This window comes from Microcoleus sp. FACHB-831 (assembly GCF_014695585.1).
Lineage (GTDB): Bacteria > Cyanobacteriota > Cyanobacteriia > Cyanobacteriales > FACHB-T130 > FACHB-831.
In genome coordinates, this window is the sequence record NZ_JACJON010000025.1 from 63,660 (window position 1) to 80,697 (window position 17,038).

Sequence of the window (17,038 nt, forward strand, 5' to 3'; positions counted from 1 at the left end):
TGTTAAATTGCCTCATTCATCATTCATCATTTATTTAGAATTTATCCGTTTCTGGCGGCGGTGCGCCAACCCCCGGTTGATTGATGAAGAAGTTCTTGGCAGCTTCGTTTTGATAGACGCAATTAATCTCCGGTTTGCTCTCAAGCGTGCCAGTGAAGCCAAATGTGTTCATCCGGTTTTTGCACTCGTTAACCTGGTCTGAAGTTACAAGTTTTTGTTGCTCTAAAACCGCCCAGTTATTGGTACGCAATACACAACCAGGGCGCATAGTTGGCTGAGATACATACACGTTGAAAGGATTCAGCGTCACGTAGATGCGGGCGTCCGTAACCATAGCGCTGGCTCCATACTGAACGCAAAGCTCTGGATTCGGCGCAGCCCTATCAATGAAATCGCGGGATGCGACGTTTTGCGGGCTAAAAGTTGCCGTCGAGCTAAAGCCAATTCCAACCCCAACCCCCAGAATAAACACGCCTGCTAAGATTGCTATGGAGGTGTAGTTAAAGGGGGAAGATTTAGAGCCGGAGGATTTAGAGGCTGAGGGTCTAGATTTATTTCTCATCGTTGCTTAGTCACTTTCACCACAATCGCGGACAGTCTCCTTCTCCTAGTATGACGATACTAGCTCCCAACTGGGTATTACAGAACGAGCAGTTTTACTTTCCAGGTTATAACTGAGTGTTTTTGCTCTCGTTGAGTAGTTGGAAATAGGCACTAGCAACTTCTTTCATATTTTGATACTCTTCTTTGGCGTGCCGATACTGCCAATCAAAATCACCCTCTAGAACCTTAGCACTTTCAGGATTGTAATCGGCAATCATGACGCCAATGAGTACTTCTCGAATTAGGCAAACATAAACGTTTTCTAATTTGCCAGCTTTTCTTACTAAATTCTTTATTTGTGCTAATCCTTGTTCGTAAGTATCTACATTGGCAGCATAGATATGCGATTTTGCAACTAATTTTGCAAGTTTATCAATTTGACGGTATTGGTCTTTAAGCGCTGAAACGTTCGGCTCAATTTGCAAATGGTATTTGATCAGCGGAGCTAGCTCTAAAATAGTGTTTAGCTTGGTATCTCTTGGGTTTAATCCCCGATTTGGTACTTCTAGATCGCTGATATCGTGCCAGGAATATATATATTCAACATCTCCTGATTCTGTCAGCTTAGGAAATATAACTTGAGCTAGACTTCGCTGCTTAATTTTTATGGGAATGCCATAATTTTTTAATGGCAAACTATCATAGCGAGCTGGGGCATTATATACACAAACAACAGGGCTGCTTTTGATCAGCCGAACCTTGCTGCTGCGTTGTTCAATGAAGGTAAATGCCACTAACAACGATACAGCTATAAAAGTGAGTCCTAGAAATGCCAGCACTTGAGAAACTCCAGAGATTCCAGAGCAGGAATTGTCTTGATTTATTTTGACCGATTTTGCTAGGCTTGGCGAGAGGGGAGCGGGGAAGGCGAGAAATTGCTAATTTACAATTTACAATTGGCTATCTGTCCTTGCCCATGACCGATCCCTAGCATCGGTCGGCGATCGCGTTGATCTCATTTATTTGTAATATTGCACTTAATATCAACCTCTCCTAACGTATCCTCAGTAGGCGAATGGGGTAGTAAGTGCGAAGTTACCGCCCGTCTAACCAATGATTTGTCACTTTTACTAATAGAGACGCGATCGCTCGCGTCTCTACAACTTGGCTCAGGATAACATCTTGGGTGGAACTTTCTCAGCTACTTAATTCCAATCCCACATAACAGGATTATCATCTATACTGTCGGTGACAGTCCTGCCTATTGCGTCAATTTCTTTTAGTTCATCGACAGACAATTTAACATCGCCTGCTTTGGCGTTATCTACAGCTTGTTGGGCATTTCTTGCACCCGCGATCGCATTAGCTTGTGGCTGGGCAATTAACCACGCTAACGCCAACTGCGCTAAAGTACAGTCATGGCGTTCTGCAATCGGTCGCAACTGGTTTAAAGCTTCCTGCGCTCGTTGGTAATTTTCTCCTTGAAATAGTTTATTTTTAGCGCGGTTATCGGCTGGGTCAAATTTATGACCAGGTTGAAATTTACCAGTCAACAATCCTTGTGCTAAAGGAGAATAAGCAATGATTGAGATCTTGTTATCTACGCAATAAGACATCGCTTCTTTTTCTACCCAACGCCAAAATAAAGAATAGGGCGGCTGCAAACTATCAATACGCCCGTATTGGGATGCTTCTTCTAATTGGGCGCGGTTGAAATTAGAAACGCCAATTGCTCGAATTTTACCTTGTCTTTGCAGATAATTTAGAGCTTTCATTGTCTCCTCAATGGGGACAAGTTCAGTTTTGAAAGTACCAGAAGGCCAGTGAATTTGGTATAAATCGATATAGTCAGTTTTCAAGTTTTTGAGGGAGCGATCGCATGCCTCAATTACTTGGTCATACTTGAGATGGTTGGCAAACACTTTTGTTGCATAAACAACTTTGTCACGAATATCTGACAATGCATCAGCAACAATCTGCTCAGAGTGTCCATCACCATAAACTTCAGCGGTATCAATTGTAGTTATACCCGCATCAACAGCCGCCCGTATTGCCTTGATAGTGTCGGAGTCTTCAATTCCCACCCACATTTTTTTCCCAGCTTGCCAAGTACCCATGATGATGGGCGTGATTTGAATTCCAGAATTACCGAGCGATCGCGTTTCCATTTTTAGCTCCTGACTTTATTTGATTCATCTTAAATTGTGGCGTTTTTTAACCTTATGTGGTTAAACTTTCGAGCTTATAGTCATATCATCCGCAAGAGAGTTGATAACGCTTGACTATCCTGATATTTTCGAGCATTCTAAATTACAGCAACCTATAACGGGGAAACAAAGAATGAGCCAGCATGAAAGCAAAGATCGCCCCTTATGGCAGCGGATTCCGCTATACTTGCAGATTGCGATCGCTCTCGTTATTGCAGTAGTGGTAGGAGTTCTTCTTGGTGCTGGCAACCCTAACCCGAATAACGTTGACACAATAAAGAACCTGGCAATCCCCTGTAACCTAATACTCAAGGCTTTAAAAGCCCTCGCCACCCCTTTAATTCTGCTGGCAGTACTCCACTCATTTATGACTGCCACAATTCCCGGAAGATCGGGGCGTCGTCTGGCTATTTTGCTGCTTACAAATACCCTAGTAGCTATCCTTATCGGCCTTTTGGTTGCCAATGTCTTGCAACCAGGTAAATGGGGTAGCTTCGGTGACGCCGCCTTAAGCACGGGGGAAGTCAAAAAAACTCTCGATCCTTGGGGATTGCTGCAAGATGCTGTGCCAGCATCTATTCTCCAGCCTCTGGTTGATAATAATGTCATTCAACTAATTGTTGTTGCCCTTTCTTTTGGGATTGTGCTGCGTGCATTGAAATCAGAGCAAACTGCTGAAGGGAAAACAGATTATTTGCCAATTCAGCAGCTAATTACTATTTTGTTTGAAGCAGTAATCCGCATCTTGCACTGGGTTATCGCTTTAGTGCCGCTGGCAGTATTTGGCATTGTCGCCAGTACGGTTGCTCTTAAAGGCTTCGCACCGTTTAAATCTTTGGGTGCGTTCATCATTGCTGTCTTAGTGGCTTTGTTACTGCAATCTTGCTATTACCTAACTCGCGTATATTTCGGTTCGTGGGTGAAACCGAAGAATTTCTTAATTGGAGGTTCTGACGCGCTATTTACAGCATTCTCCTCGGCTTCTTCAACAGCCACTATGCCTATAACTTTTGAGGCTTTAATTCAAAAAATAGGGTTGCGGGAATCTTCTGCTTCTTTAGGCGCTTTAGTCGGCAGCAATTTTAACAACGATGGTACGGCTCTTTATGAGGCTATGTCTGCTTTGTTTGTTGCCCAAGTGCTTAATTTGAATCTTTCTTTGCCACAGCAGTTAATCGTTATTCTTACTTCCATCGTCGCGTCTGTTGGTGCTGCGGGTATCCCGGAAGCGGGTTTGGTGACGATGACACTGGTGTTCACTTCAGTTGGCTTGCCTACTCAGTACATCGCTTTGCTGGTAACTGTTGATTGGTTCCTCGATCGCTGTCGCACTGCTATTAATGTAATGGGAGATATGACTGTTAGTGCTTTGATCGATGGCAAGCAACGGCAATCTCAAGCTGAAGAATTAGCAATAGAGTCGATTATTGAAGAATAGTGGAAATTTAACCCTCCTTTTGAGGGTTAAGTGTATCAACAATTACTCCAGTTTTGTTATGATAGGTATAAAATTAAAGCATACAAATTTATTCACAAGCTTGATTTCCTAGTAGCTAGTCTTTGTCGGTTTAAATATAGCAGTAGAGAAACTTAGGATGTAAAGATAATATCAACATTTGGTATATTAAATTTAAATTATAGAGAATATTACTGACAGTCATACGCTTGCTCGGTAGGGAGCCAAGGTGTGTGCCTATACAAATGTGTTCCAGCGAATTGAAAATGGCGATCGCTTGTTATCTTTTAATTAAAAAACTGGTGATTTATGGAATCAACAACTACTCACGCGCTAAAAGAATGGGCTGTTGCTGTGGATGCCTTAAACGAAGGCAAAACTATCCTGTTGCTGCGTAAGGGCGGTATCAAGGAGGAGGGAAACCGATTCCAAGTGGCTTATGAAAAGATTTTGCTTTATCCGACTTACGAACATCAACAGCCGAATTTGCTAAAGTCTGAGTATGCGGAAAAAGTGACAACTGTAGAATCAGGCTGGCATCCAGAAACCATCAAAATTGGGGCTTATGCTGAGATTACAGATGTTTTGGCAGTCAGCGAGGAATCAGCGGTGAAAGCGCTGCTACCTTATCATATTTGGAACGAGAAATTTGCGAGCGATCGCCTGAAATGGAAGCCGCGCCAGCCAATTTATTTACTACTCTTACGCACTTACAAACTCGCCCAAACTCACGCCATTTCCTACCGTGCGGAATATGGCGGCTGTAAATCTTGGATTGATTTAGCAGAACCAATTTCAATTGCGGGTGCAGAACCAGTTTTGGATGACAAAGACTACGCCCAGCAGGTAGGTGCAATCCGTAAAATTTGTGATGCAAGTTCGCTGGTTACTAAGGGATGATGGCGAGACACGATTAGGAATTAGCAATAGTTTAGTGGACGGGAAGTTTCATAGGTAACTCGACAGTAAAAACAGTCAGGTTAGAACCACTATCTACTTCAATAGTGCCTCCCAAATGTTGTGCGAGTTTCTTCACTAGAGCCAATCCTAAACCCGTCCCGCCCTGCTTCCAACGGTCAGCACGGGGAATGCGATAAAACTTTTCAAAAATGCGCGACATCTCGCTGGCGGCAATTTCAACACCAGAATTGCTCACCTGCAATTGTATTTTTTCCTCCTTGGCACTTGCTGTCAGCGCGATTTGTTCTCCTGCTGGGGTGTATTTGCAGGCATTGTTTAGTAACTCAGCGAGGACTCGCTCTAGACTTGCTGAATCAGAGATTATGGGGGGCAAATCGTTAGGGATGTCAACCTTTAAGAGTTGCTGGCGTTGCTGAATGCGGGATCGGAATGGATCGATGATTTTAGGCAACCGTTCTAGCAGGTTAATCGACTCAGCCAGAAAGGTAGGATAAGAGGCAGCTTCTAGGCGTTGTAAGTCTAGCAGATCGTTGATTAGCTCAGTTTCTCGGCTGCACTCAGCTTGTAATATTTCCAGATAGCGCTGAGTTTTTTCCGGCGATCCAGCAGCAACTTTTAGCATCTGGATTGCCATTTTCATGTTAGCCACAGGCGTCCGTAATTCGTGGGAAACCGTACTTAGAAAGTCATCTTTGAGGCGATTGAGCGTTTCCAATTGCTCGACTTGCGCTTGCACAGCTTGGTAGAGTCGAGCTTGACGAAGGGCGATCGCGCATTGATTTGCCACCTGCTGCACCAATCGGATCTCTAGATTGTTAAAAGCATAAGTTGTCCGATGCAGCAACCACAGATCCCCTAGCAATCCTCGATCGTCAGACATCGGACAAACCAGCATAGCCGCTTGTCCGCCCATAGGGTTAGAAGCAAGCGGGCAAAATTGGAAACACTGGCTTTGCAACAAACGAGCGTAGAGTTCGGGGAATTCTGCCATCTGCAACACGCGACCGTCAGAAGAGGGCATTGCGGTGGTGTGTTCATAGCAGACAGTAGCAGTATCTTGTTCCAGGTTGTATAGCGATGCATGGCAACTGCCCACATTTAGCGAGAGCGCTAATTCGCGGACTGCGGTTTGTAAAATTTGCTTCTCATCAAGGCTATCGCGCACTTTGTCGGCGATGCGTTTCAAGACGGCTTCAAAGCCGAGAGATTTTTGTAACTGGGTGGTACGCTCTTGCACTTGGCGTTCCAGATCGGTATTGAGTCTAGCAAGTTGTTGAACCAGCTTTTCGCGTTCCTCTTCCGCCTGCAAGCGCTTGGTAATATCCCTGAACACAAAAACCACACCTTTGGTGTTTCCTTGTTCATCTTTAATGGGTGCAGACTGGTTTTCAATTGGTATTTCTACACCATTTTTACTAACCAGCGCGGTTTGTTCTTCTAAACCAACACTAACGCCTGAGTTAAGAACTTGCGTTATAATTCTTTCGCTCAAGGCTATATTGAATACTTCTGTTACAGCGCTACCTAATGCATCTGCCTGTTGCCATCCAGTGAGCGCTTCGGCAACAGTATTCATAAATGTCACTTTACCGTTGCTATCTGTAGTAATTACAGCATCGCCGATGCTTTTTAGGACTGTAGTCAGCCATTGTTGGTTTTCTTTTAATTTCCTTTCCATTTCATGTCTGGAAAGGGTTATTTCAATAGTAGTTTGTAATTCTCGTTCTTTAAAAGGTTTAAGTATGTAACCAAATGGCTGCGTTACTTTGGCTCGCGCTAAGGTATTAGCATCGGCATAGGCAGTGAGATAAATTATCGGCACGTTGAAACGTTCGTGGATTTCTTTAGCAGCTTCCACGCCGTCCATGTCACCTTTGATTCTAATATCCATCAGCACCAAGTCTGGATGATTCTCTGCTACTTTATTAATCGCTTCTTCTCCGGTCGATGCGATCGCAGGAACGTAATAGCCAAATTTTCTCAGTCTGCTTTGTATGTCCTTGGCGACGATGCTTTCATCCTCGACAACTAGAATATTTGCATTCTTCATTGTCCGCTCCACCTTGAGGGAATTGAATTTTGGAGATTTTCTGGAAATTTCAGCTTAAACTCTGTTCCTATATCTCTATTAAGCTCAATATTACCGTCTAGCTGATTGGTTAATGCAATTACTAATTGTAACCCTAATGATTCGGTATTTTTGAAATCTACATTTTGGGGGAACCCAATGCCGTTGTCGCTGACGCTAAGTATCAATTCTGTGTCATCTTCCCAATGCAAATCGATGATAATCTCCCCCGAACGTCCTGAAGGGAAAGCATATTTTAATGAATTAGAAACCAGTTCATTGATAATCAAGCCGCATGGAATGGCTGTATCAATACCCAGTTGAACGTTATCAACATTTATGGTGAGAACGATATCTTTTGAACCAGCTTCATAGGAATAATATAAATTAGAGGCTAATTCTTGGATGTATTCACAAAATTCAACTCGATCTAAATTCTCAGATTGATACAGTTTTTCATGGATAAGAGCCATTGAGTCTATACGGTTCTGGCCTTCTTTAAATATATCCAGAATTCGGCTATCTTTGATAGATTCCGATTGCAAGTTGAGCAGGCTGGAAATAATTTGCAAATTATTTTTGACCCGGTGGTGAATTTCTTTTAAGAGAACTTCTTTCTCTTTGAGGGATGCTTTAATTTGCTCCTCCGTCCGCTTGCGATCGCTAATGTCTGCGATCGCAGAAATGAAGTATTTCGGTTCGCCCAAACCATTACTCCCTAAAGAATCGGTACTTCTTACCAGCGACACCGTTAAATTAATCCAGATGTAAGAACCATTTTTGTGCAAATAGCGCTTCTCAATTGAGTGCGTTTGAATTTCCGATGCCAACATTTGGCGGACGTACTCACGATCTGCATCAAGGTCATCGGGGTGAGTAATATCTTGGAAAGTTAACAGTTCGAGTTCTTCGGGCGTGTAACCCACAATATCGCAGAGTTTTTGGTTGACTAATAGCCACTTTCCATCGAGTCCTATGTGGGCGATGCCAACAGCAGCCTGATTGAATGTAGCCCGGAATCTCTCTTCGCTCTCTTGGATAGACGCGAGCAATCGCGTCTTTTCCTCCTCTGCTCGCTTGCGCTCGGAAACGTCAACTATGACACCCATGCTGCCGTATACATTGCCTTTGGCGTCGCGCAATGGTGCGGTGGAGAGGCTAACGTCAATTAGTGAACCATCTTTCTTTTGGCGACGTGTTTCCACGCTAGAATTTGCTTTACCCTCTAACGAATCTTTGAGTAAAGCAACCATCTCAGCTTGTTTGTCTATAGGAACTATAGTAATCGGGCGATTTAGCACCTCATCCTCAGTCCAACCAAACATCCTCTCAGCCGCCTGGTTCCACATTTTTACGTTTTGCTGAAGATCCAGAGTAATAATAGGCAGCGGTGAAGCTTCAACCATCGTTTTAAGCCTTTCGCTAGTTTCTTGCAAGCCCTCTTCCGCTCGCTTGCGATCTGTACTATCGAAGCGGATCGCTAAATATTGAAATGGTTTTCCTTGCTCGTTTACAAAAGGAACAATGGTGGTATCCACCCAGTAATAACTTCCATCCTTGGCTCTGTTCTTAATTTCTCCCCGCCAAACTTCTCCCCTAGAAATTGTTGACCAAAGATTTTTAAAGAATTCTGGTGGATGATAACCTGCATTGATGATGCGATGTGTTTGACCTATCAGTTCTTCTCTGGAATATTGAGATAGTTTGCAAAATTTATTATTAACATAAGTAATTACTCCTCGCGCATCTGTTATCGCCACAATCGCCGATTGATCTAGAGCAAATTTGATGTCTGATAATTCTTTAAGCGATTTGCGTAGCGTGTCGAATGCTTTGCGTATTGCGTCCTCGGTTTGTTTGCGATCGCTTATGTCGCGCGTTACGTTCGAGAAGCCTTGTAGATTGCCCTCCTTGTCTCGCAATGCGGTAATGACAACATTAGCCCAGAACCACGAGCCATCTTTGCGGACGCGCCAGCCTTCTTCTTCATACCGCCCTTGAGAACAAGCGACTTGCAATTCTCGCTCTGGTTTGCCATCTTCTATGTCTTGAGCGGTGTAAAAGCGGGAGAAATGCGATCCCACGATCTCTTTTTCACGATAACCTTTAAGTCTTTCCGCCCCTGAGTTCCAACTGGCTATATGCCCGCTAGGGTCGAGCATGAAGATCCCATAGTCTTTCACACCGTCGATCAGCAAGCGGAAGCGCTCTTCACTAAATCGCAGACTGGTTTCCGCTTTCTTACGGGCTGCGTTGAGCCAACTGATCAGGAGCGATACTAAGGTGAATACGGTTGTCAGCAACAGTTCGGGGAAACCAAAGCTCAATGTATAGGTCGGCGCCTGAAAGAAGTAGTTAATGCACAAAGCAGATAATATAGTGGCTAGCAGACCTGGCTTAGTGCCGCCATACCAAGAACTGAGCATTACAGCGGCAAAAAAAAGCGGCGTAGGGGTACGAGCGAGCAGTGGCGATAGCAGCATTGTCAACAGGAGGGCGATCGCTACTGTTAATAAAGCCAAGCCGTAGTTTTGCAAGTGCGATCGCTTTGCATCTCTTTTGGAGAATCGCATAGTTTCTGCGCTCTTAGCTCCCAGCATCAGATCGAGCCTCCTCACATAGTTCCTGGTTAAAAATTAAATATACTTGCTACATTTTGTTAATTGAAATTCATCTTCGCTCCTTATTCATAACATGGGTTAGCCATTAGGATTCGCCCTCTTCAAATTGGAATAATATTGGTATTAGCAAACATATATTTGCAATTACGGTTGGCAAACAAGGCAGCAGCTATCACTTGCGACCTAATAAGTTTTGCTTTATAAGGTAACTTATCACCCATATTTAGATAAATTATTGCTTAATTCACCTACAGCCCTAGTTTCCTAAACTAAAAACTAGATAGCAAGTTCCGGCGCGATGCTACGCCAGAAAGCGCGATCGCCATGCAGCACCTACACTCCAGGGAGGTTAACGCCCTAGCGTTTGGCTCCTTATAAGTATTAACTCCTACTATAGGTTGATATCTAAAGTTGTAGGGTCTACCACAAATTTACCCTCTCGGACGGATGTAAATATTGACAAAGCTTTGCCATGATGCAGATAAGTTGAGCGGTTTAAAAACAAGGCTAGAGAGACGCTAACCAATCGCCTCTTAACAAGTAATAACCCCGCGCGGCGTAAACATTTTCAACAACTTACGGCCTGCCTAAACGAGCCAAAAGATTGCACAAACTGAGTAAGTTGCGATCGCATTACCACTCGCTTTTCTGCAAGCGAACTGGCATCCATTTACTCAAAAGCAATTCTTGGTTGCAGAAGCAGCTAATTTTAAAACATTTAGCAATTATAACAATTTTTTGGAGGTAGATTATGGAGTCCGGTCAACCAATCGAACTTTCATACGAGCAGGAATTTCACCTCAAATCTTTTGAGTATCAAATTCAACCAATCAACCTGGAACAATCGCGGGAACTTCTGGTTGAATTGTATAGACAATTGTTGCTAAGGGAGTCTTACTGTAAAGAAGTTTTAAAACAAAATCTGCTTGGCGAAAACTCACCCTTTTTATTTGAATAGAGGAGTTGGCAATGCTGAGACAAATGTGCTGGTTATCAAAGTTTGGTGGTGATGGCGAAAAGATGTTGCATTTGCAGACTGCAAGCCATGAACCTTGGAGACCATACACCGCTTTTCCGCAATATGCCGTACCAGACTACCGCGAACCTGGCGGTTCTAAAGGTTGGGCAACTTACCAAAAACTATTGAAAGCAGGCTGGACTTTAATACCTAGCGCACGGGCACAGGAGTTTGTCACAGCAGGTGCCCAGACGGAGGTAGTTAAGTAAGTGGTTAGTTGTTAGTAATTAGGCGCAGACAGTTGAGCGGTCACAATAATAGCTCATTGCCTATTTCTCTGACTTAAATCGACTATTAATCTTTTGCGCCTAGTTCTACTAAAAATAAATTAATAACCATTAGGGGAACCTTCGCCGCGTGCGTCAGCCGCACCTTCTAAAAAGCCATCCGGTGTAACTACTATTGCATTAGCATTACCCCAAGGATTTGTTTCTTCTATTTTGTGTCCTCGGCGTCGGAGTTCTTCAATTGTTGCAGCGTCAAAGCCAAATTTATCCATTCTCGATTGGTCGGGAAGCCATTGGTGATGCAGGCGCGGCGCAGATACGGCAGAACTGGCATCCATGCCATATTCTAAGACATTAAGAACAACCTGCAATACTGTTGTAATGATGGTGCTGCCCCCAGGCGAACCAGCAGCCATACGCAGCTTGCCATTTTCAGTCACAATTACTGGCGTCATGCTGGATAGGGGAATTTTAGCAGGAGCGATCGCATTCGCTTCTCCTCCTACTAATCCAAACACATTTGGTACTCCGGGTGCAGCGGCAAAATCGTCCATCTCGTCATTTAATAGAATCCCCGTACCCGGTACAACCACGCCCGAACCAAAGCCATAATTTACAGTAAAAGTTAGGCTAACAGTGTTGCGTTGTTCATCAACGACAGTTAGGTGAGTTGTATCTTGAGATTCTTTGCTATTAGCAAAACGCTGTATAATTTCCCTAGTGCCTGCTTTTACTTCGCTTGATTGCCGCGCCCTTTGCATATTGATTTCCTGGCGTCTGTTGGCGGCGTAGGCAGGGCTGATGAGTGCGTTAACAGGTACTTTAACAAAATCTGGGTCGCCCAAATAGACGGCACGATCGGCATAAGCAATCCGCATCGCTTCTATCATTAAATGCAGCGTGTCGGGGTGATGCCAGCCCTTAGATTTTAGATCCGTATTACCAATAATATTTAATATTTGTAGCAGGTGAACTCCACCAGAAGAAGGCGGCGGCATGGAACAAATTTTAGCTTTACGGAAGTTGCCGCAGACGGGTTCGCGCCAAGTTGTTTTATAAGATTTGAGATCTTCAAGAGTAATTATGCCGCCATTTTTAGCCATATCATCAGCAATGGCACGGGCGATATTTCCAGTGTAGAAGTTTTGGGGGTCGCGAGCGATCGCCTGCAATGTCTTGGCTAAATCTTTTTGTACCAGCCTATCTCCCCCTTGAAACATAGCGCCGTTGCGGGTAAAAATTTGCCGCGCTGCTGGGTTTTTCAGGAGGGCATCTTTGCGTTGTTCAACTCTAGAGACAAAGCGATCGCTAATAATAAAACCTTCGTCTGCTAACTTAATCGCAGGTGCGATAACTTCTTGCCAAGGTAACTTGCCGTACTTGCGATGTATTTCGTAAAGTCCCGCAACCGTTCCCGGAACCGCAACAGAAAGATGCCCATCCACGCTAACATTTGGGCGCACCTTTCCAGTTGCATCTAGATACATATTGCGCGTCGCTTTAAGCGGTGCGCGTTCGCGGAAGTCGAGGGCTTTCATCTCGCCAGTTTGCGGCAAGTGCAACAGCAAAAAGCCACCGCCGCCGATGCCAGCCGAGAAAGGTTCTACAACTGAAATAGCAAAAGTTGTCGCAACTGCTGCATCTACAGCATTACCACCCTTGCGTAACATCGCCACCCCGGCTTCGCTGCCGAGGGGATGGGCAGATACAACCATACCCTTTTTAGTTCTGAGGGGTTGAACAAATGCTGCTGGTGCTTTGTTGCACCAATATACAGAAATAGAGACAACAATTGTGACAAATGCTAGGGAGAAATGTTTATATCTGTGAAAGTTACGCATAGTTTCACGACGCTTGCTAGCAAACAACCCTAGCACATATTAACTAGCAACTAAGTATCCGCAACAGCTTTAACAAAGGGTATTTTAATTGCTGCAAACTTAGGGATTACCGCTTCGTCCGACAAGGTTGGCAACGACGGCGGCTAACTCGGCTGGATTAACTGGTTTGGGGACGTGTAGCTGAAAGCCTGACAGCAAAGCCTGCGTTCTGTCTTCAGCCCTAGCATAGGCTGTCAGCGCCACAGCCGGAATCCGCCCTCCTTGCGCTGCATTCAGCATCCTCACTTTGCGAATTAAGCTGTAGCCATCTTCTTGTGGCATTCCGATATCGCTCACCAGTACATTCGGGTTTAACTGTTGCAGTGCCTCAAGTGCTGCTGCGGCGGAATCAACAGCAGTAACATCGGCTCCATACTGTGCCAACATCGTAGCGATTAATTCACGCGCATCAGGCTCATCATCGACCACAAGCACCCGCAAACCCTCAAGGGAAGGGGGGGAGATTTCACGCGCTTCGTCCTCGACTGTCGGTTGCGCTTGATGAGGCTCGCTAGTCTGCGGACGAACAGCCATGAGCGGCAGAGTTACAATAAATGTCGCTCCCTTTCCTTCGCCCTCGCTCTCGGCGCGGACTGTACCACCGTGCAGTTCTACCAAGTGACGGACAATAGCCAAGCCTAAGCCTAGTCCGCCATGCGATCGCGTCGTTGCTCCATCTGCTTGACGGAAGCGTTCAAAGACATAAGGTAGAAAGTCGGGGCTGATTCCTTGTCCCGTGTCGCTAACTTTAATTTGGATCTGGGAATTACTGCGCTCCAGTATTATCGCAACGCGCCCCCCTTTGGGCGTGAACTTAACTGCATTCGAGAGTAAATTCCATACAACCTGCTGCAATCGGTTCGCATCGCCCAAGACCGCTCCTGCTGAATGGTCTAGTATAGGCTCGATTTGAATGTTTTTAGCCTCAGATGCGGGTGCGACAGTTTCAATAGCCGCCTCAATAACTGAAACAAGGGCGACAGGACGAACGTTAAGACGCAGTTTGCCTGTAATAATCCGCGAAACGTCTAGGACATCCTCAATTAGTTGCGCTAGCGACTTAGTATTGCGATCGATTGTCTCCAACGCCCTTTGGCTCGTAGTTTCATCAAATTTTCGGGTGCGGAGTAGCTGAGTCCACCCCAGCATGGCATTAAGGGGGGTGCGAAGTTCGTGGGAAAGGGTGGCGAGGAATTCATCCTTCATGCGGTTTGCTGCTTCTGCTTCAGCCCGCGCAGCCTGCTCCCTGGCAAGTAGCTGTTCGCGTTCTGACTCTGCCCGCTTGCGTTCGGTAATGTCAATCATGAATCCACGCAACAGCTTTGGCCCATCCTCATCGCGAACAACATTCACGAGGTCATACAACCACAGAGTTTGTCCATCGGCTTTCAGCATTCTGTATTCAAATTCATAGTTATCTAGATGAGCCGAGGAGTCTTTACAGAATTGGACGACCCACTCGCGGTCTTCTGGATGGATGCGATCTTCCCAGAAGTTATCGGCGTACCAGTCTTCTAGCGGATAGCCAAGTAAATCGACGCTTTGCGGGCCGACATAGCTGAATCGCCCGCTCATAGGATCTGACTCCCAAGGAATGACGCGCACCTTTTCGCTGAGTTTGCGAAAGCGTTCCTCGCTTTCTCTTAATGCTTTTTCCGCTTGCTTACGCTCCGTCGCGTCGCGGGAAACAACCACCACCCCCTCGATGCTTTTATCCCGATTGTAGAGCGGGGACATGATGTATTCATAGTATTTAACGCCACTGAAACTTAAGAATTCGTTGTCATTTCGTACTGGTTCGCCAGCGGCGATTACATCTTTTTTGTGGGTTTCAAATCGTTCTATAGTTTCTTCGGGCAATCCTACATCCCGCCATGTTTTTCCAACGAGATCGCTAGGATTAAAACCTATGACTTTTGCACCGCCAGCACTCACATATTTATACCGACCTTCACGGTCAAAAATATAGATATGATCTACAGATGCCGAAAGAATAGCCTCAAGTGTATTGGCTTGTTCTTGAACTTGTTTAGCCAGTTGGCGAGAGTTTTCCTCGGCTTGTTTGCGTAAGCGAAGCTCGGTGTAGGCATCGCTTAAGTCCAGTACAAAACCTACACCCGTGTCTTGCGGTTCGCCCAGATACGCAGTCCCCACCAATACTGGTACGCGGGAGCCGTCTTTGCGTATGTATTCTTTTTCAAACGGGGTATGGGTTCCTGTCAGTAGCATCTCCTTCATCGCCTGTCGATCGAGATAACGCTGCTCTGGTGGTGTTATTTCTATCCAGTTCACCTTTCCTGATAGCAGATCTTCTCGCGTATAGCCGATAATCTTTAAAAAGGCGTCATTTACTTCAACGATATTGCCACTAAAGTCCCCGAAGATAACTCCAATAATATTAGAATCTACCAACCGCCTCGCCCGTTCTTGACTTTCCCGTAACGCCTTTTCTGCTAGTTTGCGATCGGTGATGTCGCGTTGACTCCCCCACGCTCTTATTAAAAGATTATTTTCAATAATTCCTACCAGGTTATTCAAGAAATATTTAGAATTTCCCAACTTATCTATTTCCTGAGATTCTGCATCGTTCATGCGGTAGCCAGAACGGATAAAGGCACGCAGGTATTCAATATTATTTGTATTTGACCTAACTAGGAAGTCTCCTAGCCTTGCTCCTACAATATCTTCGGCACGTTCAAAGCCATACATTTGTGCCATTGCATTGTTGCATTCAGCGAGGTAGCCATACTGATAACAATGATCTATTTGTTCATCTTCTGGACGGTCTAGCGAGAGCGATCGCTCAAGTTCAAAGCGCCAAATTCCTTCGGAACTTTGTTCAATAAACGCCCGGTAGCGCTCCTCGCTTTCTCGTAGTGCGACTAATGCTTGCTTTCGCAATGTAATATCGCGAATAATACTTAAAATAACTCTTTCGTTGCCAATCGTAGAACCTTTTGCACTTACTTCTACAGGAAATAAGGTTCCATCTTGGCGGCGATGAATTGTTTCAAATAAAATGCCCTGAGCGTCGGCTTGCTTCATTTGTTCGGCTATCAACGCATGAGTTGGCGGCTCCCGCAGAGCGTCAATTTTTAAGGAAAGCAACTCTGCCTTATCGTAACCATAAGCTTTAATGGCAGCATTATTAGCTTCGATGATTTGACCATCACAGCGCAGAAATAAAACAATGTCACGACTATTTTCGGAAAGCAGTTGATACCTTTTTAATTCTTCTTCTGTCTGCTTGCGCGAGGTGACATCAGTGAGCATGGCGATCGCGCCTTTAAACTCACCCTGTTCGCCCATAATTGGATTGGCGGAGACAATCACCCACAGATCGGAACCATCTTTGCAGCGGTAACGGAAGTCAAATTGCTCTTTAATTCCTTGCTTCCATCGCTCGATTAGTTGCTCTGCGGCGATACGCTCCTCGCTATTAACAAACTCAAAAATAGAGCGTTCGGCCATTTCTTCTACTCTGTAACCCAACATCTCAGCCATGCGCTGGTTTACATAGTCAGTCTTTCCTTCGGCGTCAATTATCCAGATACCTTCATAGGCAGTTTCTATAATGCGACGATATCGCTCCTCGCTCGCTCGTAACTTTAATAAACTTACTTCGGCTCGCTCTTTGGCGGCGCGTGACTCGGCGCTGAGTGAGGTAATTACCAGTGTCACGAAGAGGAACACGCCCAACCTTACCAAGGTACTCACGCCAGTCATAGCCAGCGAACCTTGGGGAGCCATGAAGAAGTAGTTGATGGCTAAAGTAGACAAAGCGGTAGCTAACAACCCTGGCTTCATACCGCCATACCAGCTACTCAACGCTACGGCGGCATAAAACAGCGCGAAAATAGCTGGAGACAAAACTTGATCTAGCAACCAAGTATTTAGCAATGCGATCGCCACAGCCATGACTGCGACAACATAGGGCTTCAGGTGGGCGCGTATTCCTCTAGTGGACATCTTCCGTTTTCCTTTGGGGCAGTCAGTAGGACTGATTTGTCTGGGTTATAGAAGGCGATCGCCTGCTTTTCTATATATTCTGGTAATGCCACCTAATAAAGCATTTATACCTAGATTCAGCGATTGAG

At 45.1% G+C, this 17,038-nt stretch carries 11 protein-coding genes; 4 read left to right on the forward strand and 7 right to left on the reverse strand.

Translation table 11 applies throughout. The annotated features are described in order from the left end of the window. Window positions 1-34 precede the first annotated feature (34 nt). The 3 genes from H6F77_RS03775 to H6F77_RS03785 all read right to left on the reverse strand — a co-directional run bounded on the left by H6F77_RS03775 (window position 35) and on the right by H6F77_RS03785 (window position 2,711). A complete protein-coding gene (locus H6F77_RS03775; protein ID WP_190485500.1) occupies window positions 35-562 on the reverse strand; it encodes a DUF3172 domain-containing protein in 528 nt (175 codons plus the stop codon). A gap of 106 nt (window positions 563-668) precedes the next feature. Continuing rightward, window positions 669-1,382, reverse strand: a complete 714-nt coding sequence (locus H6F77_RS03780; RefSeq protein ID WP_190485502.1) for a hypothetical protein — start codon at window positions 1,380-1,382, stop codon at window positions 669-671. A gap of 366 nt (window positions 1,383-1,748) precedes the next feature. Next, window positions 1,749-2,711, reverse strand: coding sequence for an aldo/keto reductase (locus H6F77_RS03785; protein WP_190485504.1), 963 nt, complete (start codon window positions 2,709-2,711; stop codon window positions 1,749-1,751). A gap of 172 nt (window positions 2,712-2,883) precedes the next feature. On the opposite strand from H6F77_RS03785, the gene H6F77_RS03790 reads away from it, so the two are divergent. Beyond that, on the forward strand, window positions 2,884-4,188 hold the full coding sequence (locus H6F77_RS03790; protein ID WP_190485506.1) for a dicarboxylate/amino acid:cation symporter: 1,305 nt from the start codon (window positions 2,884-2,886) through the stop codon (window positions 4,186-4,188). A 327-nt stretch (window positions 4,189-4,515) separates the two neighbouring features. Then, entirely contained in the window at window positions 4,516-5,106 is a 591-nt protein-coding gene (locus tag H6F77_RS03795; RefSeq protein WP_190485508.1) for a DUF1802 family protein, read from the forward strand. Between the two features lie 31 nt (window positions 5,107-5,137). Here the strand turns inward: H6F77_RS03795 and H6F77_RS03800 are convergent, their stop codons facing one another. Both H6F77_RS03800 and H6F77_RS03805 read right to left on the reverse strand, forming a co-directional pair. Beyond that, on the reverse strand, window positions 5,138-7,177 hold the full coding sequence (locus H6F77_RS03800; protein WP_190485510.1) for a hybrid sensor histidine kinase/response regulator: 2,040 nt from the start codon (window positions 7,175-7,177) through the stop codon (window positions 5,138-5,140). Beyond that, window positions 7,174-9,768 carry a PAS domain S-box protein gene (locus H6F77_RS03805; RefSeq protein WP_190485512.1) on the reverse strand — a complete coding sequence of 865 codons (2,595 nt, stop codon included), beginning with the start codon at window positions 9,766-9,768 and terminating at the stop codon, window positions 7,174-7,176. Before H6F77_RS03805 ends, H6F77_RS03800 begins: the two co-directional genes overlap by 4 nt. 799 nt (window positions 9,769-10,567) lie before the next feature. Here H6F77_RS03805 and H6F77_RS03810 point away from each other — a divergent pair. After that, window positions 10,568-10,774 (forward strand): NblA/ycf18 family protein, encoded by a 207-nt coding sequence (locus H6F77_RS03810; protein ID WP_190485514.1) that lies wholly within the window; start codon window positions 10,568-10,570, stop codon window positions 10,772-10,774. An 11-nt stretch (window positions 10,775-10,785) separates the two neighbouring features. After that, window positions 10,786-11,043 carry a hypothetical protein gene (locus H6F77_RS03815; RefSeq protein ID WP_190485515.1) on the forward strand — a complete coding sequence of 86 codons (258 nt, stop codon included), beginning with the start codon at window positions 10,786-10,788 and terminating at the stop codon, window positions 11,041-11,043. A gap of 119 nt (window positions 11,044-11,162) precedes the next feature. On the opposite strand, the gene ggt is transcribed toward H6F77_RS03815, so the two are convergent. Continuing rightward, a complete protein-coding gene (gene ggt, locus H6F77_RS03820; RefSeq protein ID WP_190485517.1) occupies window positions 11,163-12,902 on the reverse strand; it encodes a gamma-glutamyltransferase in 1,740 nt (579 codons plus the stop codon). A gap of 99 nt (window positions 12,903-13,001) precedes the next feature. Next, a complete protein-coding gene (locus H6F77_RS03825; protein WP_190485519.1) occupies window positions 13,002-16,910 on the reverse strand; it encodes a PAS domain S-box protein in 3,909 nt (1,302 codons plus the stop codon). Window positions 16,911-17,038 lie beyond the last annotated feature (128 nt).

Coding starts and splice junctions, on each gene's coding strand:
- H6F77_RS03800 (WP_190485510.1), bottom strand. CDS start 7,177: ATGAAGAATGCAAATATTCTAGTTGTCGAGGATGAAAGCATCGTCGCC.
- H6F77_RS03810 (WP_190485514.1), top strand. CDS start 10,568: ATGGAGTCCGGTCAACCAATCGAACTTTCATACGAGCAGGAATTTCAC.
- H6F77_RS03785 (WP_190485504.1), bottom strand. CDS start 2,711: ATGGAAACGCGATCGCTCGGTAATTCTGGAATTCAAATCACGCCCATC.
- H6F77_RS03805 (WP_190485512.1), bottom strand. CDS start 9,768: ATGCGATTCTCCAAAAGAGATGCAAAGCGATCGCACTTGCAAAACTAC.
- H6F77_RS03795 (WP_190485508.1), top strand. CDS start 4,516: ATGGAATCAACAACTACTCACGCGCTAAAAGAATGGGCTGTTGCTGTG.
- H6F77_RS03825 (WP_190485519.1), bottom strand. CDS start 16,910: ATGTCCACTAGAGGAATACGCGCCCACCTGAAGCCCTATGTTGTCGCA.
- H6F77_RS03815 (WP_190485515.1), top strand. CDS start 10,786: ATGCTGAGACAAATGTGCTGGTTATCAAAGTTTGGTGGTGATGGCGAA.
- H6F77_RS03790 (WP_190485506.1), top strand. CDS start 2,884: ATGAGCCAGCATGAAAGCAAAGATCGCCCCTTATGGCAGCGGATTCCG.
- ggt (WP_190485517.1), bottom strand. CDS start 12,902: ATGCGTAACTTTCACAGATATAAACATTTCTCCCTAGCATTTGTCACA.
- H6F77_RS03775 (WP_190485500.1), bottom strand. CDS start 562: ATGAGAAATAAATCTAGACCCTCAGCCTCTAAATCCTCCGGCTCTAAA.